The organism is Flavonifractor sp. An306 (genome assembly GCF_002159455.1).
GTDB lineage: Bacteria > Bacillota > Clostridia > Oscillospirales > Oscillospiraceae > Flavonifractor.
The window spans coordinates 27,074-42,300 of record NZ_NFIQ01000035.1 but is presented as its reverse complement, the minus strand read 5'-3'; the positions used below and the strand labels follow the sequence as shown (position 1 = coordinate 42,300).

The window sequence follows — 15,227 nt, the reverse complement described above, 5'->3', positions numbered from 1 at the left end:
TATTCGGATTGGTGAGTATGTCGTAAATAGCTATAGTATATCATAAAAACAAATCTGCACACCCAATATATCGAGTGTGCAGATTATAAATAGAGTATCTATTATCTATCAATCAGTCTATTATTACTAATTGCATAGATTATCATATGTCCCCAGTTACGAACTTACTTTAATGGCACTTCTCATATAATATAGATTCATTTATTCCATATCAGGCTCTTTCCTTCTCTAATATTAGATATAAAATTTGCTTATTCATCTCTCTTTTACACCGGTAGTCTGGTAGTAGTAGGGGAAAATGCCTGCTTTCTTAGCATATCTGAAATTTTGAATGAGGGAGGAGGGGGCCTATACTTAACAACCGTGCTTTTTAAAATTACTTCAATGTAATATTAACAACACAAATTATTTTCCATAAAAATATCTGGCACAACGGAGCAACTTATATGAATAACTCATCTAAACTTAATGAACATAAGCACATTATACTTGTTCATTCAATTATGCTAATAGTAGCATCACATACTAGCTGATTATTTATCAACAATTTTGACACAACAGAAAATTGCATTATGAATCACCAAATTAAACTTAAAGGCATATATTATATATCATATTTGCTCATTAAGTTATCTTAATTGTATCATTACATATTTAGTTTCTTATATATCAGAAATATTTCAATTATTATATAATTTTTGGTAATTTGGTAACCTGGGGTCAAGTCCGTTCCCAAGCGGATTAGCCGAAGTCAATTTCTTCATTGTCCGCTTCTATTGCAGCAAGTTCTTTTACTTTCCGGTACCAGGTAGACCGGGCAATCCCCAGCTTCTTGGCTCCCTGGGCAGCGCTTATTTTTCCATTCTTGTAGTCCAAGTAAACATCTTCAAAGGTATCTACCGCCTTTCGGGGCCTTCCGGTCATGCGTCCCTCCGCCTTGGCTATGGCTATCCCCTCGGCCTGACGCTCCAAGATTGTTTCTCGCTCAAACTGCGCCAAAGCACCAAAGATAGTCAGCATAAGTTTTCCTGCTGGGCCTTTTGTGTCAATGGCTTCCTTCTGACTGACAAATCGCACGCCCTTTTCCTCTAATGCCGCTGTCAGGTCTAACAGGTCACGGGTATTTCTCGCAAAGCGTGAAAAGCTCTCCACGACTACCACATCACCCTCACGCACAAAGTCCATCATCTTCTGCAACTCCGGGCGCTGGGTGTCCTTTCCGCTTAACTTGTCCGTAAAGACACGCTCAACCCCCAACTTCTCCATAAGCACATCCTGACGGGCTGTGTTCTGCTCCCGTGTTGAGATACGCACATATCCAACTTTCATATTGCCGCCGCTCCTTCATAACTAGATTTGTAAATGAAACAGCACACCAAAACTGTCCCATAAAGCACCGCACCAAAAGCCATACCTTTCAGAGCGGGCAACTTTATTGAGCAATCGAGCGTCCCAAAAACTTATTTGGAACTTTTAGAACACCCCTTTTGAAGCATTGTTTCAAAAACTACCCTCTCATACTTTTGAAGCAGTCCGCCTAGATTTACCAAATACTAGAAATTTTATCCGAACCACTTTGGAACCCTCTGGAATCCCCTGTCGCGGCTTTTTCCATCAACCCACCCCCTGGGACACTACCCCCACCCTTAAAATCCCGTGGTGACCCCTTAAAATTGTTTTGGAAACATTTCCCTCATTTCTCACACCCAAACCTTTTTCATTCTCTTCCAAACTTTACCGCTATCCAAGCCTTATTCTCTTCCACAGCACAACAAAAAGCTGGTACTGTTCGGGGTATCCCAAACAGTACCAGCTTTTTTCATTTTGTTCCATCGTAGAAGCGGTAAAATTGCGGAAAACCGCCCTTTATACCTCCTGGGGCGCTTCACCGGAAGACCCGAAAACCCTTGCGGCTCTAGCATCTTCCTCTCTACGCTCCTCAATGGCTTCCTTCAGAAGCATATCCTTTACCTTCATCAGACGGATGGTGTTGGACCGCTCGTTCTCGTCCAGCTTCATGGAGATATACTTGATGGCCTCCTGCATCTGGGGGATCTTCACGTACTCCAGGGCGTTGACCCGGCGGCGGGTCTTTTCGATCTCCTCCGCCAGCAGCTGGGAGGTCTTTTCGATCTCCGCCAGCTTCAGCATATCCTGAAAGACCCCGGACAGGGCGTCCACCGCCCCGTCCAGTTCGCCGGAGGTGGCGGCGAAGCCGTAGGGATAGATCTCCCCGGCGTCGTCGCTCTTGGTCTTGAAGTGGTAGATGGGCACGTTGACGCTCATGATGTTCTGGAACGTCATGTCCAGCTCCACGGACTGCTTGGGATACATGAGGGACTGCTCCAGCATCTCGCTGGACATGAGGGCGGAGGCCACGGTGAAGGAGCCGTGGGCCCGCATCAGCCCCTCCTCCACCTTCTTCCGCAACGCCCGGTTTTCCCGCACCACGTCCATGAACTGCTTCATCAGCTCGTCCCGCTTATCCTTCAGCAGCTTGTGGCCCCGGATGGAGGTCTTGAGCCGCCCCTTCAGACGGGTCAGCTCCTGCCGGGTGGGGTTCACGTTAATGGCGGGCATATCTTATCCCTCCTTTTTCGGGAGGTATTTCTCGATATACTCCGGCTTGATCCGCTTCAGCTCCGCCTTGGGCAGCAGGCTCAGCAGCTCCCAGCCCAAATCCAGGGTCTCGATGACGGAACGGTTCTCGTCCACCCCCTGGGAGACATAGCGCTTCTCAAACTCGTCGGCGAATTTGGCGTACTGCAGATCGGTGGGAGACAGGGCGGCCTCGCCCAGGATGCTCATGAGCTCCTTGTTCTCCTTACCGGTGGAGTAGGCGGCAAACAGCTGGTTCATGGTGCCGGCGTGGTCCTCCCGGGTCTTGCCCACGCCCACGCCCTTGTCCTTCAGACGGGACAGGGAGGGCAGCACGTCCACCGGGGGATTGACGCCCTTGCGGTACAGCTCCCGGGACAGGATGATCTGGCCCTCGGTGATATAGCCGGTCAGGTCGGGAATGGGGTGGGTCTTGTCGTCCTCGGGCATGGTCAGAATGGGGATCATGGTGATGGAACCGCTCTTGCCCAGCTGACGGCCGGCCCGCTCGTACATGGTGGCAAGGTCGGTATACAGGTAGCCGGGGTAGCCGCGGCGGCCGGGGACTTCCTTCTTGGCCGCGGACACCTCACGGAGGGCCTCGGCGTAGTTGGTGATGTCGGTGAGGATGACCAGCACGTGCATGCCCTTCTCGAAGGCCAGGTACTCCGCGGCGGTGAGGGCCATACGGGGGGTGGCGATACGCTCGACGGCGGGGTCGTTGGCCAGGTTGGTGAAGAGCACCGTACGGTCGATGGCGCCGGTGCGGCGGAACTCCTGCACGAAGAAGTCGGACTCCTCGAAGGTGATACCGATGGCGGCGAACACCACGGCGAAGTTGGCCGCGTCGTCACCCAGCACCTTGGCCTGCCGGGCGATCTGGGCGGCCAGGGCGGCGTGGGGCAGACCGGAGCCGGAGAAGATGGGCAGCTTCTGTCCACGGACCAGGGTATTCAGGCCATCGATGGAGGAGATGCCCGTCTGAATGAACTCGTTGGGGTAGTCCCGGGCGGCGGGGTTCATGGGCAGGCCGTTGATATCCCGGTACTCGTCGGCCATGATGTCGGGGCCGCCGTCAATGGGACGGCCCATGCCGTTGAACACCCGGCCCAGCATGTCGCCGGACACAGCCAGCTGCAGGGGGTGGCCCAGGAACCGGATCTTGGACTGGGCCAGGTTGATGCCGGCGGAGGCCTCAAAGAGCTGGACCACGGCGTTGTCGCCGTTGACCTCCAGCACCTTGCAGCGGCGGATGGTGCCGTCGGGCAGCTCGATCTCGGCCAGCTCGTCGTAGGTGACGCCCTGGACCTTGCGCACCACCATCAGAGGGCCGTTGATCTCCTGGATTGTGCGATATTCCCGAATCATGCCTCAGCACCTCCCTTGGCGGCAATAGCCTCGATCTCTTCCTCCATCTCCCGGGCCATCTCGGCGTAGACGGTGGGGAACTGGTCGTCGGGCACGCTCTTGGCCCGGCCCATCTTCTCCCGGAAGGGGATGACAAACAGCTCGGACACCGGGGCGCCCTTCTCGATGGCGGCCCGGCACAGCTTGTCGTAGTCCAGAATCATCTGGATCATCTTGTCCTGGCGCTCGTAGCTGGAGTACCAGTCCACCTCCATGAAGCCGTTCTGCTGCAGGAAGTCCTCACGCAGCATCTTGGCGGTCTCCAGGGTGAGCTGGTCGCCGGCGGACAGGGAGTCCTTACCGACCAGCTGGACGATCTCATTCAGGCTGGCCTCCTCCTGGAGGATGGCCATGGACTGATCCCGGTTGGCCATGAACTGGGGACCCAGGTTCTCGTCATACCAGGGCTTCAGGGAGTCCAGGTACAGGGAGTAGGAGTTCAGCCAGTTGATGGCGGGGAAGTGACGGCGGTAGGCCAGAGAGGCGTCCAGGGCCCAGAACACCTTGACGATACGCATGGTGGCCTGGGAGACGGGCTCGGACAGGTCGCCGCCGGGCGGGGACACCGCGCCCACGGCGGTCAGGGAACCCCGGCGGTCGCCCTCGGAACAGATGCACTCCACCATACCGGCCCGCTCGTAGAACTGGGCCAGACGGGAGGACAGGTAGGCGGGGTAGCCTTCCTCGCCGGGCATCTCTTCCAGACGGCCGGACATCTCACGCAGAGCCTCGGCCCAGCGGGAGGTGGAGTCGGCGATGACGGCCACGTCGTAGCCCATGTCCCGGAAGTACTCGGCGATGGTGATGCCGGTGTAGATGGACGCCTCACGGGCGGCCACGGGCATGTCGGAGGTGTTGGCGATGAGCACCGTCCGCTTCATCAGGGACTCGCCGGTACGGGGGTCCACCAGCTCGGGGAATTCCCGCAGAACGTCGGTCATCTCGTTGCCCCGCTCGCCGCAGCCGATGTAGATGACGATATCCACGTCGGACCACTTGGCCAGCTGGTGCTGCATGACGGTCTTGCCGGAGCCGAAGGGGCCGGGGATGGCGGCGGTGCCGCCCTTGGCCACGGGGAACATGGCGTCCACGATCCGCTGGCCGGACAGCAGCGGCTTGCGGGGGGGATACTTATGCTTATAGGGGCGGCCCACACGGACGGGCCACTTCTGCACCATGGTCAGCTCGTGCTTCTCACCCTTGTCGTCCACCAGGACGGCAACGGTGTCCAGCACGGTGAAGGAGCCGGACTGGATGGACTGGATGGTGCCGCTCATGGTGGGGGGAATCATGATCTTGTGGAGCACCACGCTGGTCTCCTGGACGGTGCCGATCACGTCGCCGCCGGCCACCTTGTCGCCGGGCTTGGCAACGGCCTTGAACTCCCATTTCTTCTGGCGGTCCAGGGCGGGCACTTCCACGCCGCGGGGCAGGTTGTTGCCCCCGGTCTTTTTCATGATCTCCTCCAGAGGCCGCTGGATACCATCGTAGATGTTCTCAATGATGCCGGGGCCCAGCTCCACGGACAGGGGGGCGCCGGTGGTCTCCACCACCGCGCCGGGGCCCAGGCCGGAGGTCTCCTCATACACCTGGATGGAGGCGGCGTCGCCGTTCATGGTGAGGATCTCACCGATCAGGCGCTGCTCGCCCACGCGGACCACGTCGGCCATGTTGGCGTCGGTCAGTCCGGTGGCCACCACCAGCGGGCCGGAGACTTTCACGATTTTTCCGCTCAATGTTTCAACCTTCTTTCAGGTTTGAATTTCAAAATAGGGTTCCGCTTACAGAATATCTGCGCCCACGGCCCGCTCCACGGCGCTCTTGACGTTGGCCATGCCGATGCCCAGAGAGCCGTCCTTGCCGGGGATGAGGATGATGGCAGGAGTCAGTTCGTCCTTGTACCGGGCGATCTCCGGCCCCATGCCGGCGGCATACTGCTCGGTGAGATAGATCACCGCGTAATTTTCCTTGGCCAGCTCGTGGAGGGTCCGCTTGGCCTCCTCCACGTTTTCGGCGGGAAACACGTCCAGACCCAGGGCCTTGAAGCCCAGGACGCTGTCCTTGTCCCCCAGTACCGCGATACGATAATTAGACATAGGCTTCACGCAGCCTTTCCCGGATGGTATCCGCGTCCAGGCCCGCCATGCGGCCGGACAGAATGGTGCGGATGGCGGTAAACTCGCTCTCCCTGGCATACAGGTAGCCGATCACCGCCTGCTCCCCGAAGGGGATCCGGCGGGCCTGGGCCAGGTAGTGCATCACCGCGTCGTCGCACATGCGCTCAAAGCCGGTGAGCTCCCCGCTGCCGGGGGCAGTGAGGGCCGCCCCGGCGGCGGCCGCCTCGCTGAGGGGGCCCGCCCGGAACACCGTGGCCAGGTCGGCCCCCTTGCGGTCGGTCAGGGTGTGTACCTCCACGTTGCCGCCGGGCAGGAGCACCTGGCTCAGGAAGTCGCTCCCCTTGCCCATCCGGGCGGCCCGGACGGCGGAGCGCAGGTTGGTGGCGTCGATGAGCAGCCTGACATAGCCCTGGAGGAAGGAACTGCCGGTGGTCTGGGCCGCCGCGCGCATTTCCTCAAAATAGGCCCGGTCCAGCACGAAGTCGGCCAGCTGGGGATCGCCGCCGCCATTGAGCAGCTCCCGGGCCTGGGTGACGGCCTGCCGGAAGGGGTCGGTGAAGTCCCGCAGGCTGTCCCGCTGGAAGGCGTCCTTGATCTGGGCGGCGGTCCAGCGCCCCCCCTCCATCAGCAGACGGTCGGCCTCGGTGCCCACCGCCGCCGCCTTGATGAGGGTCTTGGCGTTGTGGTAGTCGTATTTCATCTGGAATACCTCTACCAACCCCTTCTGAGGCACCGCCCCCTTCAGCTCCTTGTACAGAGCCCCCCGGGCGGCGGAGAGCATCTCGTCCAGCGCCCCGTGGGTGAGGGCGGACAACTCCCCATAGCCGCACTCGGCCAGGACCTTGGCGGCCTCCTCGTCGGTGCGGGCCTCCAGCATCCGCTCCATCCGCTCCCGGGTCAGCAGACGGGTCTCCATGGCCCGGATGCGGGCGGATATGGTGAGGTAATCCGTGTCTCTGATCTTAGTCAAACCATTGCCTCCTTACTTGCAAGGAGCGCATCAGTCAAAGAGCACCTTGGCGACCTCCCGGTCCATCTCGCCCCGCTGGAGGCGCACCAGGGTCTCAAAGGTACAGTTGACCTCCACGTCCCCGTCACTGAGAATGAGGCCCCCTTTGATGGGCCGTGTCTGCTCGGACAGGGTCAGCCGGCCGTCCCCCAGCTTCTCATTGGCCTGGGTGACCACCGCCTTGCCGTAGCGGGTGCGGTCCTTCTGGGAGAAGATCACCGCCTCCTTCTTGGTGGAGGAGGCCTTGACCGCCAGGTCGGCCAGCAGGGCTACGTACTCCTTCTCGGGCAGCTGCAGCAGCTTCTCCAGAGCCAGGTCGTAGGCCTTCGCCAGCATCTCCTGCTTGGCGGCCAGTTCCAGCTTGCGGGCGTCCAGCTGGGCCACGCTGGCCAGCCGCTCCACCCGCTCCTCGGCGTTGCGCTTGCCCCGGGCGAGGATCTCCTCGCTCTCCCGCTTGGCCTGGGCCTCATACCGGGCGGTGATCTCGTCGGCCTGGCGGCGGGCCTCGGTCAGGATACCGTCGACCTCCCGCCCGGCATCCTCGGCGATGCGCCCGGTGATTTTTTCAATTCCGTCCATAATACGCCTTTCTGCTTCTTAGAAGCCGAACATGATCATCAGGAAGGAGATCAGCAGGGACAGGATGGCGTAGAACTCCACGATGATACACAGCACCATGCCCTTGGACCAGTCGTTGGGGTTCTTGGCCACGATGTTGACGGAGGCGGCGGCCACGCGGCCCTGAGCAATACCGGAGAGCAGTCCGCCCAGCGCCATGGGCAGGCAGGCGGCCAGAATCAGCAGGCCGTTGGCGATGGTCAGGTTAGCCACGGTGCCGTCAAACAGGCCCATCTTCATCAGAGCCAAAAAGCCGATAACCAGGCCGTACAGGCCCTGAGTGCCGGGGATAACCTGCAGGATCATGCACTTGGAGAACTGAGAGGGGTCCTCGGCCAGCAGACCGGCGCCGGCCTCACCGGCCAGGCCGGTACCTTTTGCGGAGCCTACGCAGGCCAGGCCTGCGGCCAGAGCGGCGCCCAGGAAACCAAAGAAGGGGCCGGCGTAGGTAGTCAGAAATTCACCGAATGTCATGTTACTGTTCCTCCTTAATGTCGACATACTTTGTCGCAATGTTCAGGGGCCGCCAGGGGCGTCCTCCCTCTTCATAGAACTGCTTGAAAAATTCCAGGTACTGCAGACGGGACGTGTGCACGTAGGTGCCGATGACGTTCAGGCCGATGTTGAAGGAATGGCCCACGATGAAAATCAGGAAGAAAATGGGGATGCCGATGGCCGGAGGCAGGCCGCCGCCGGGCATGGCGCCCAGAATGTTGAACACCTGACCGATGACCGAGCCGGCCAGCATCATGACCATCAGACGGGAGTAGGAGAGGATATCTCCAAAGTAGCCCGTCACGCCGTTGTACACCGCGCCGATCACCGCCGTCACCTTGCCGAAGCCCTTGGCGCTGCGGGCCTGGCCCAGCAGCATCAGGCAGCCGATGATGAGCACCACCGGGTAGCCCGCCACGTTACCCACACCCAGGGCAAACAGGGCGATACCCACGAAGATGACCCACCAGGTACCGATGTCCAGCACCGCGTCCACCACCTGGCCCCGGCGGCAGAGCATCCAGAACTTTACCGCCATGCCCACGATGATCTGCACCAGGCCCACCGCCAGGGCGAACACCAGCACGGTCATGGGGTCCCCCATCACGTTGAGGAGCGGAGCGGGCACGCCGCTGCCCTCCGGCACGGAGAGGAAGGGGATGGCAGGCTGGGGCAGACCCAGCATGTCGGTGAACTGCACCAAAAAGTCGGAGAAAAAGCCGCCGGTGAGCAGGCCGATCACAGCGGAGGAAATACCGCACATGATCATCAGCCGGATCAGCTGTCCAAAGCCGCCCTTGGGGCGGACCTTGTAGTTGATAAAGGCGCAGGCCCCGGCCAGAATCAGGCCGTAGCCCAGGTCGGCGAACATGAAGCCGAAGAAGAAGATATAAAACGGGGCCATCAGGCCGTTGGGGTCCACCCCGTCATAGGCGGGCAGAGAGTACATCTCGGTGATGGTGGTCAGCGGCTCGGTAAACCGGTTGTTCTTCAGCTTCACCGGCACCACCGGATAGTCCTCGGGAGCCGGGTCCTGGGTCTCCCAGCAGCAGGTGTACTGCCCCAGCTCCTCCGCCAGCTTCTTCTCGTCGGGCACGGGCACCCAGCCCTCCAGGAAGAAGGCGGTGCTGCTGTCCAGCAGGCGGCAGCGGGCCTCCTCCCGGGCGATCTCCTGGTCCGCCCGGTCCAGGCACTGCTCCAGAGCGCCCTTCCGCCCGGCGTAGGAGCCCACCTGGGCGATGGTGTTTTCCAGCTCCTTGGCGGCGGCGGCCAGCTGCGCATCCAGCTGCCGGTCGTTTTCCGCCGCGGTCCCCGTCCAGCCCCGCAGGGCCGCCCGGGAGAAGCCGTACTCCTTCAGCACCTCCTGGCACCCCTCCTCCGCGCTGCGGTGGCAGAGGAACACCAGATACTTCAGCTCCCGGTCCTCTCCGGCCCGCATCAGCTCGTAGAGGTCGGTCACCGCGCCCAGCGCCCCTTCCAGGGCGTTCAGGTCGGTGGAGGCGGCCACGGTACCAAACTGCACCGCCACCTCCGCCGTGGAGGCGGTTTCCAGGGGAATGTCCAGCGCCAGCCAGGGCGCCAGCGCCAGCTTTTGGGTCTTTAACTTGTTTTGCTCGGCGTACAGAGAGGAGATCTTGCGCTCCAGCTCCACCAGGCTTCCGGCGTCAGCCAGCGCCGCCTGATAGGCTCCGTCGTCAAAGAGCTCCGCCTCCGTGATCACCGGCCGGGGGGTCAGAAGCCCGCCCTTCTGCTTGGGCCCATACTTTCTCAGGGTCTTGAGGGCGTTCTCCACGCTGGTCCGGGCGTCCCTGGCCCGGTTCAGCGCCCCGGTGTCCGGCCGCGTCAGCGCCGCCCAGTCCGGGTCCCCCGATCGGTCCCCGGGCTCGTCGATCTCCACGCAGCCCAGATGCTGAAGCCGCCGCAGCATGTCGCCACGCTGGTCCTGCATGCCGATGAGCCGCAGCCGCTTCATTTTTACAATGGACATCAGCTCTTCACTACCCTTCTCACGATGCTCTCAGCGGCATCCGCCAAACGGCCCTCCGCCTTGGCCCGCAGGTCGTCACAGGCCCGCTTGGTCTGCGCCGTCACCTCCGCCGCGTGCTCGGCCGCCTTGGCCTCAGCCTGCTGCAAAAAGCCCCGGGCCTGGGCCTCCGCCTGGGCGCGGGCCTCCGCCAGGTGGGCCTTGCCCGCCCGCTCGGCCTCGGTCACCAGACGCTTGGCCTCCGCCTGGGCCTCCGCCTTGCGCTGCCGGTTGGCCTGCTCCGCCTGCGTCACTTGCTTGATCGCTTCCAGAGACATGCTTTCACCGCCTTTCTGCATCTGGTTATCCCATTGGAATAAACTCCCGATGATATGAGCATCATACTTCAAATGCGTTGTAATTTCAAGATTAAAATTGCCGGTTTAGTTTTTTTACTAACTCTTTTAGACCACGAATTCTATTTTTATGCAAGTTTACCTGATGATACGCTGGTATTTTCCGCTTTTTAGTTACAAAATATTTATTTATACCTAAAAAATATTTTTTCGACCTCTCTCCGCAAAAAACGCCCGTCCCAAAGGACGGGCGTTTCACATTAAAATTCCACCGGAGGGGTCAATACCGCCCACTGCTCCTCCGCTCCGCCAGGCGCCTCCACAACGGGCACCACGGAGAGCTGCTCCGGAGTGGGCAGCGTACCGCTCTCGTCGGCCGCAGCCAGCACCCGGACGCTGTACTCCTCCAGCAGCGTCAGGGTCAGGCCGCTGGTATCCCCCGCGCCGGACAGCATCTGAGGCGTGGTCACCACCGACACCTTTACCTCCGGGTAGTCGGCCAGGGCGGTCTGCAGTTCCTGGAAGAACTGCTCCACAGGGCCGGTCAACTGCTCCGGATCATAGTCCTCCCCCGTACTGATGCGCTCCACCCGGCCCTGCACGGGATAGCCGCAGTTGTCCAGCAGAATCTCGTCAAAGCCCAGCCCGGCCAGCTCCTGGCAGATGCCCACCACATAGGCCCGGGCCTCAGGGTTGCCCACGCTGAGCCAGCGGGAATTTCCCTCGTCCCGCCAGTTGCCTCCGCTGCCCCGGACGGCCCAATCGTTGTTCCAGCGGGGAATGGTGTTGTCCCGGAAACAGGACACCCGGGCCACGGTGTACAGCTCCCCGCTGTTGACCAGCTGGATGGCGGCGTTGATGGCCGGGTCCTCGGCACATACCCCCGCGGTCTGGGCTATCTCCTGCTGGGAGATATAGGCCAGGGTGCCGTCGTCCGCCTTCATATCAAAGATCACGGCGTTGGCCCCCGCCTGCTGGCTCTGGGCCTGGGCGGTACCGTCATAGAGAGCGGTCCCCTCCAGCGTGATCCCCCGGAATTCCTCCTGCCGCTCCGGCGTGGCGGTGGGCTGGGCGGTGCTCACCACCACCGGCGGCTGGGTGGAGGTCACAGGCGTATCCTCCTGCCCCTGGAAAAAGGGCGGCAGCTCCAGCCGCACGCCGTCGGCGGAATAGACCAGATAGGGCTCCAGAAAAAACAGCGCCGCCAGCCCTGCCGCCAGGAGCAACAGCAGCAGGACAATCAGCACCTTTAAAAATGTGGCAAATCGATTGCGTCCGTGATAAGTGTCATAGATATTCCCTCTCACTATACATCACGCCTCTCCCAATTCCTCTCTCCGCATCCCTCAGCGCGCCGCCTCGTCAGCCTGGACCAGCGCCGCGTCCAGCTTCTGCAGCGCGGTGGCAATCAGCTTCCGGTCCTCCTCCGGCATGGTGCGCAGCAGGGAGTCAAAATACCCGCTGACATCGGTGGAGGTCTTTTCCCGCAGGGCGGCGTACTTCTCCGTGGCGCACACATAGATTACCCGGCGATCCAGCTCGCTGCGCTGCCGCTTGGCCAGGCCCAGCTTCTCCAGCCGGTCCACAATACCGGACACGGTGCTGTTGGCGCTCCCCGTCCGCTCGGCCAGGGTACTGATGGGCACTGGGTCCTCCTCCCCCAGCACGGTAAGTACCAGCGCCTGGGGAAAGGTCAGGTTCAGGCGGCCGAAGTGGCTGCGGAACTGCTGTGAAATGTGCTGCGTCAGGCGCAGATAGGACATAAAGATATCGGGCTGTTCCATGATTACTATAGGACTCCTTTCTGTATCCCGGTCCGGCGGCCTCACCCCATGGCGGGCGTATCCATCCGCACCAGAATCGCGGCCAGCTGGGCGCGGGAGGCCAGACCATCGGGATTCAGCTTTCCATCGGTCCCCTCCAGCCAGCCCATGCCCACCGCGTGCTGCACGCCTTCCTTGGCCCAGCTGCTGATCTGATTGGCGTCGCTGAACAGATTCAGGGCCCCTTCCGCCATATCTATGCCCTGATAGGCGTCATACCGGGCCAGAAGCACCGCCATTTCCTCCCGGGTGATCTGCTGGTCCGGGTGGAACGCGCCCTTCCCGTCTCCGCTGGCGATCTTCTTCTCCTTGGCCCAGTCAACGGCCTGGGTGTACCACGCGTCGGCGGCCACGTCGGAAAAGCCGGAGGAGGCGGTGGGGGCGGGGCTGCCTGCCATCCGCCACAGCACGGTCACCACCGTGGCCCGGGTCACATTGGCCAGGGGCACAAAATGGGTGGGATCCACGCCGGTCATGTATCCTTTTTCGGTAACCTGGCTGACCTCATCCGCATACCAGGCCCCGCCGGGCACGTCCACATATGTTCCGGCCGCCGCGGCCGGCAGCGTCAAGCCGGCGCACAGGCCGACGGCGCAGACCAGGGCAGTCCATCGTCTCTTCAATAGACCCACTTCCCATCCTTTTATAGAATGTTTTTATTTTACGACATGGATTTTAAAATTTCATGAACATTTCGCAAATTAAGGAAATGGAGGGTGAGCAGACAGCGCTCACCCTCCAGCTTTTCTATACGGCCAGCGCCCAGTTGACCAGCAGCAGCAGGCCCAGCCCCGGCACACCCAGCACCCCCAGCACCAGGGCATTGAGCAGATTGACCCCCAGCTGCAGCCCCGCCAGGCTTCCCAGCGGGTGGAGCAGCCACAGCACCCCCAGCCCCACCCCCGTGCGCAGGCCAAGGCGCAGCAGGGTGCGCAGGGGACGCCGCAGCGCCGCCAGAGCCAGGGCCAAAATCAGTCCGCCCACGATCCAGGGCAGAGCGTTGAGCAGCCATTCCATTCCGCCACCTCCTCCGGCTGTGCCAGTCCCTTGGCAGCGGATTATCCTCGGTTTTCCCTATTCCTCCAGCTCCTTCAGCCGGCGCAGCAGGTAGGAATAGCGGGATTGCAGGGCGTTGATCTCATAGACATAGGACTCGATGAGGTCCGGGTCCTGGACGGCGTTGAAGCCTTGATAGGCCTGGGCAATCAGGCCACGGGTCTGGGTCAGGCACTCCGCCAGGGTGCGCCTGGCCTCCTCCTGCTGGCTCTCCCGCCGCCTGCGCCGGGAAAAGGGCCGTGCTGTCTCCGTCATGACGTTTCCTCCCTCCGGGCAGCCCCGTTGTACTTTCAGCATATGTCTAGTCTGGACAAATATGACCGGCCTTATTCCGTTTTTTTCCTGCATATATGGGGCAAAGCGGCACATACTAGAGCTCGGACAGGCAAGCGATCCGCCGTCCGCATCTCCTTTTAAGCCGGTGCCGGGTGAGCTCACCCTCTGGCGAAAGGCGAAAGGAGAGGGAGCCGGTTCGCAAAACGGCCTGCTCCGTGCAACGGGACCGGCTCCTGCCGTTCCCTTTCAATAAAAGCGCCGTCCCGCCAAAACCGGCGGGACGGCGCTTTTTATCCGGTCAGGCGGGAAAATAGGCCAGGATCCCCGCCAGGGCGTCTTGCTCCAGCACCGCCCGGCCGTGCTCGGCCAGGCAGGCGTCCAGATGGGGACGGTCGGCCTCCCAGCGGCCAAACTCCGACATCCGGGCCGCGGTCCCCCGCTCCTCCCCCGGCAGGGAGAGCCACCAGCGCCCCTCCCACCACAGCAGGGCGGCCTTCGGGCTGGGCTGGGGCAGACTCCGGGCGGCGGCGGCCAGATCCTCCAGACGCCCGAAGGAAAACCACACCCGCTCCGGCCGATGTACATGGGCAAAGACCAGCACGCCGCAGCTCTCCGGATAGGCCTCGATCTCAATGGAGCCCTCCAGGTCGATGCCCGCCTCCCGGAAGGCGTCCCGGGTCAGCTCCAGGGCCCGCTCTAGGGTGAGCTCCGCCGGGGTGAGGCCGTGCTCCTTCAGGTCCGCTGGCGTGATGTAGAGCGCCACGCTGGCGCTGCCGATGGATTGGATGGTCATAGTGCTCCTCCTTTGGGTGGTGGTCTCATTATACCGGATGTCAGGGAATGCGGATAGCTGTAATCCTTGGAGGGATTGGAAAAGGTGAGACTGGAACAGCGGGGCGGAGTGTGGTATACTATTTATATTCACATTTTTGGCGGCCGCCGTCGGCGCCGCCGGAAGGGGGCGCAGGCAATGGACCTGTGGGAAAAGACAATCAGCAGCCAGACGCTGTTTGAGGGAAAAATCGTAACGCTGAAGGTGGACCAGGCCCAGCTGCCCAACGGCGCGCTGGCGGGCCGGGAGGTGGTGGAGCACCCCGGCGGCGTGTGCATCCTGCCGCTGTTTGACGACGGCACGGTGAGCGTGGTGCGCCAGTTCCGCTACCCCTTCCAGCAGGTGGTGGCCGAGCTGCCCGCCGGCAAGCTGGAAAAGGGAGAGGACCACCGCCCGGCCGCCCTGCGGGAGCTGGAGGAGGAGGTGGGGGCCACCTGTGGCAAGCTGACCTATCTGGGGTGCCTGTATCTCTCCCCCGGCTTTTCCACCGAGGTGCTCCACATGTATCTGGCCCAGGAGCTGCGGCAGGGCCCCAGCCACCCGGATGAGGACGAATTTCTGGAGACTGAGCGGGTCCCCTTCTCCACCCTGGTCCAGCAGGTGCTCTCCGGGGAGATCGTGGACGCCAAAACCGTGGCGACGGTGCTGAAAACCAAATTGCTGCTGGGTCTGTAACA

17 protein-coding genes are annotated in these 15,227 nt (G+C 61.1%); 1 reads left to right on the top strand and 16 read right to left on the bottom strand.

What is annotated here, in order from left to right; all coding sequences use genetic code 11:
- Positions 1-741: 741 nt before the first annotated feature.
- The 16 genes from B5F88_RS10255 to B5F88_RS10180 form a co-directional block, all read right to left on the bottom strand.
- A complete protein-coding gene (locus tag B5F88_RS10255) occupies positions 742-1,329 on the bottom strand; it encodes a recombinase family protein (protein WP_087345367.1) in 588 nt (195 codons plus the stop codon).
- Positions 1,330-1,866: 537 nt separating this feature from the next.
- Positions 1,867-2,580, bottom strand: a complete 714-nt coding sequence (locus tag B5F88_RS10250) for a V-type ATP synthase subunit D (RefSeq protein WP_087345363.1) — start codon at positions 2,578-2,580, stop codon at positions 1,867-1,869.
- A 3-nt stretch (positions 2,581-2,583) separates the two neighbouring features.
- Positions 2,584-3,966, bottom strand: a complete 1,383-nt coding sequence (locus tag B5F88_RS10245) for a V-type ATP synthase subunit B (RefSeq protein ID WP_087345360.1) — start codon at positions 3,964-3,966, stop codon at positions 2,584-2,586.
- Positions 3,963-5,741, bottom strand: coding sequence for a V-type ATP synthase subunit A (locus tag B5F88_RS10240; protein WP_087345357.1), 1,779 nt, complete (start codon positions 5,739-5,741; stop codon positions 3,963-3,965). Before B5F88_RS10240 ends, B5F88_RS10245 begins: the two co-directional genes overlap by 4 nt.
- A gap of 45 nt (positions 5,742-5,786) precedes the next feature.
- The gene (locus tag B5F88_RS10235; protein WP_087345354.1) at positions 5,787-6,101 is read right to left on the bottom strand and encodes a V-type ATP synthase subunit F; all 315 of its coding nucleotides are present in this window, start codon (positions 6,099-6,101) and stop codon (positions 5,787-5,789) included.
- Positions 6,094-7,092, bottom strand: coding sequence for a V-type ATPase subunit (locus B5F88_RS10230; protein WP_087345351.1), 999 nt, complete (start codon positions 7,090-7,092; stop codon positions 6,094-6,096). The genes B5F88_RS10235 and B5F88_RS10230 overlap by 8 nt, the downstream gene beginning before the upstream one ends.
- Positions 7,093-7,122: 30 nt before the next feature.
- A complete protein-coding gene (locus B5F88_RS10225) occupies positions 7,123-7,710 on the bottom strand; it encodes a V-type ATP synthase subunit E family protein (protein ID WP_087345348.1) in 588 nt (195 codons plus the stop codon).
- An 18-nt stretch (positions 7,711-7,728) separates the two neighbouring features.
- Positions 7,729-8,223: a V-type ATP synthase subunit K gene (locus B5F88_RS10220; RefSeq protein ID WP_087345345.1), complete on the bottom strand. Its 495-nt coding sequence runs from the start codon at positions 8,221-8,223 to the stop codon at positions 7,729-7,731.
- A gap of 1 nt (position 8,224) precedes the next feature.
- Positions 8,225-10,231 carry a V-type ATP synthase subunit I gene (locus tag B5F88_RS10215; protein WP_087345342.1) on the bottom strand — a complete coding sequence of 669 codons (2,007 nt, stop codon included), beginning with the start codon at positions 10,229-10,231 and terminating at the stop codon, positions 8,225-8,227.
- Complete coding sequence (locus tag B5F88_RS10210) at positions 10,231-10,545, bottom strand: hypothetical protein (RefSeq protein ID WP_087345338.1); 315 nt, start codon at positions 10,543-10,545, stop codon at positions 10,231-10,233. The genes B5F88_RS10215 and B5F88_RS10210 overlap by 1 nt, the downstream gene beginning before the upstream one ends.
- Before the next feature lie 278 nt (positions 10,546-10,823).
- Positions 10,824-11,870 carry a putative glycoside hydrolase gene (locus B5F88_RS10205; protein WP_087345335.1) on the bottom strand — a complete coding sequence of 349 codons (1,047 nt, stop codon included), beginning with the start codon at positions 11,868-11,870 and terminating at the stop codon, positions 10,824-10,826.
- Between the two features lie 39 nt (positions 11,871-11,909).
- Entirely contained in the window at positions 11,910-12,347 is a 438-nt protein-coding gene (locus B5F88_RS10200) for a MarR family transcriptional regulator (RefSeq protein ID WP_087345333.1), read from the bottom strand.
- A 41-nt stretch (positions 12,348-12,388) separates the two neighbouring features.
- On the bottom strand, positions 12,389-13,018 hold the full coding sequence (locus B5F88_RS10195; RefSeq protein ID WP_087345330.1) for an S-layer homology domain-containing protein: 630 nt from the start codon (positions 13,016-13,018) through the stop codon (positions 12,389-12,391).
- 115 nt (positions 13,019-13,133) lie between these two features.
- A complete protein-coding gene (locus tag B5F88_RS10190; RefSeq protein WP_087345326.1) occupies positions 13,134-13,403 on the bottom strand; it encodes a pro-sigmaK processing inhibitor BofA family protein in 270 nt (89 codons plus the stop codon).
- Positions 13,404-13,460: 57 nt separating this feature from the next.
- A complete protein-coding gene (locus B5F88_RS10185) occupies positions 13,461-13,697 on the bottom strand; it encodes a DUF2508 family protein (protein WP_087345323.1) in 237 nt (78 codons plus the stop codon).
- Positions 13,698-14,016: 319 nt separating this feature from the next.
- Positions 14,017-14,511, bottom strand: coding sequence for a hypothetical protein (locus B5F88_RS10180; protein WP_087345320.1), 495 nt, complete (start codon positions 14,509-14,511; stop codon positions 14,017-14,019).
- Between the two features lie 177 nt (positions 14,512-14,688).
- Between B5F88_RS10180 and B5F88_RS10175 the strand changes: the two genes are divergently transcribed.
- A complete protein-coding gene (locus tag B5F88_RS10175) occupies positions 14,689-15,225 on the top strand; it encodes an NUDIX hydrolase (protein ID WP_087345379.1) in 537 nt (178 codons plus the stop codon).
- The last annotated feature ends 2 nt before the right edge of the window (positions 15,226-15,227 follow it).

What these genes read in the sequence shown, in the direction of transcription:
- B5F88_RS10255 (WP_087345367.1), bottom strand. Translation starts at nt 1,329, where the DNA reads ATGAAAGTTGGATATGTGCGTATCTCAACACGGGAGCAGAACACAGCC.
- B5F88_RS10250 (WP_087345363.1), bottom strand. Translation starts at nt 2,580, where the DNA reads ATGCCCGCCATTAACGTGAACCCCACCCGGCAGGAGCTGACCCGTCTG.
- B5F88_RS10245 (WP_087345360.1), bottom strand. Translation starts at nt 3,966, where the DNA reads ATGATTCGGGAATATCGCACAATCCAGGAGATCAACGGCCCTCTGATG.
- B5F88_RS10235 (WP_087345354.1), bottom strand. Translation starts at nt 6,101, where the DNA reads ATGTCTAATTATCGTATCGCGGTACTGGGGGACAAGGACAGCGTCCTG.
- B5F88_RS10225 (WP_087345348.1), bottom strand. Translation starts at nt 7,710, where the DNA reads ATGGACGGAATTGAAAAAATCACCGGGCGCATCGCCGAGGATGCCGGG.
- B5F88_RS10220 (WP_087345345.1), bottom strand. Translation starts at nt 8,223, where the DNA reads ATGACATTCGGTGAATTTCTGACTACCTACGCCGGCCCCTTCTTTGGT.
- B5F88_RS10215 (WP_087345342.1), bottom strand. Translation starts at nt 10,231, where the DNA reads ATGTCCATTGTAAAAATGAAGCGGCTGCGGCTCATCGGCATGCAGGAC.
- B5F88_RS10210 (WP_087345338.1), bottom strand. Translation starts at nt 10,545, where the DNA reads ATGTCTCTGGAAGCGATCAAGCAAGTGACGCAGGCGGAGCAGGCCAAC.
- B5F88_RS10200 (WP_087345333.1), bottom strand. Translation starts at nt 12,347, where the DNA reads ATGGAACAGCCCGATATCTTTATGTCCTATCTGCGCCTGACGCAGCAC.
- B5F88_RS10190 (WP_087345326.1), bottom strand. Translation starts at nt 13,403, where the DNA reads ATGGAATGGCTGCTCAACGCTCTGCCCTGGATCGTGGGCGGACTGATT.
- B5F88_RS10185 (WP_087345323.1), bottom strand. Translation starts at nt 13,697, where the DNA reads ATGACGGAGACAGCACGGCCCTTTTCCCGGCGCAGGCGGCGGGAGAGC.
- B5F88_RS10180 (WP_087345320.1), bottom strand. Translation starts at nt 14,511, where the DNA reads ATGACCATCCAATCCATCGGCAGCGCCAGCGTGGCGCTCTACATCACG.
- B5F88_RS10175 (WP_087345379.1), top strand. Translation starts at nt 14,689, where the DNA reads ATGGACCTGTGGGAAAAGACAATCAGCAGCCAGACGCTGTTTGAGGGA.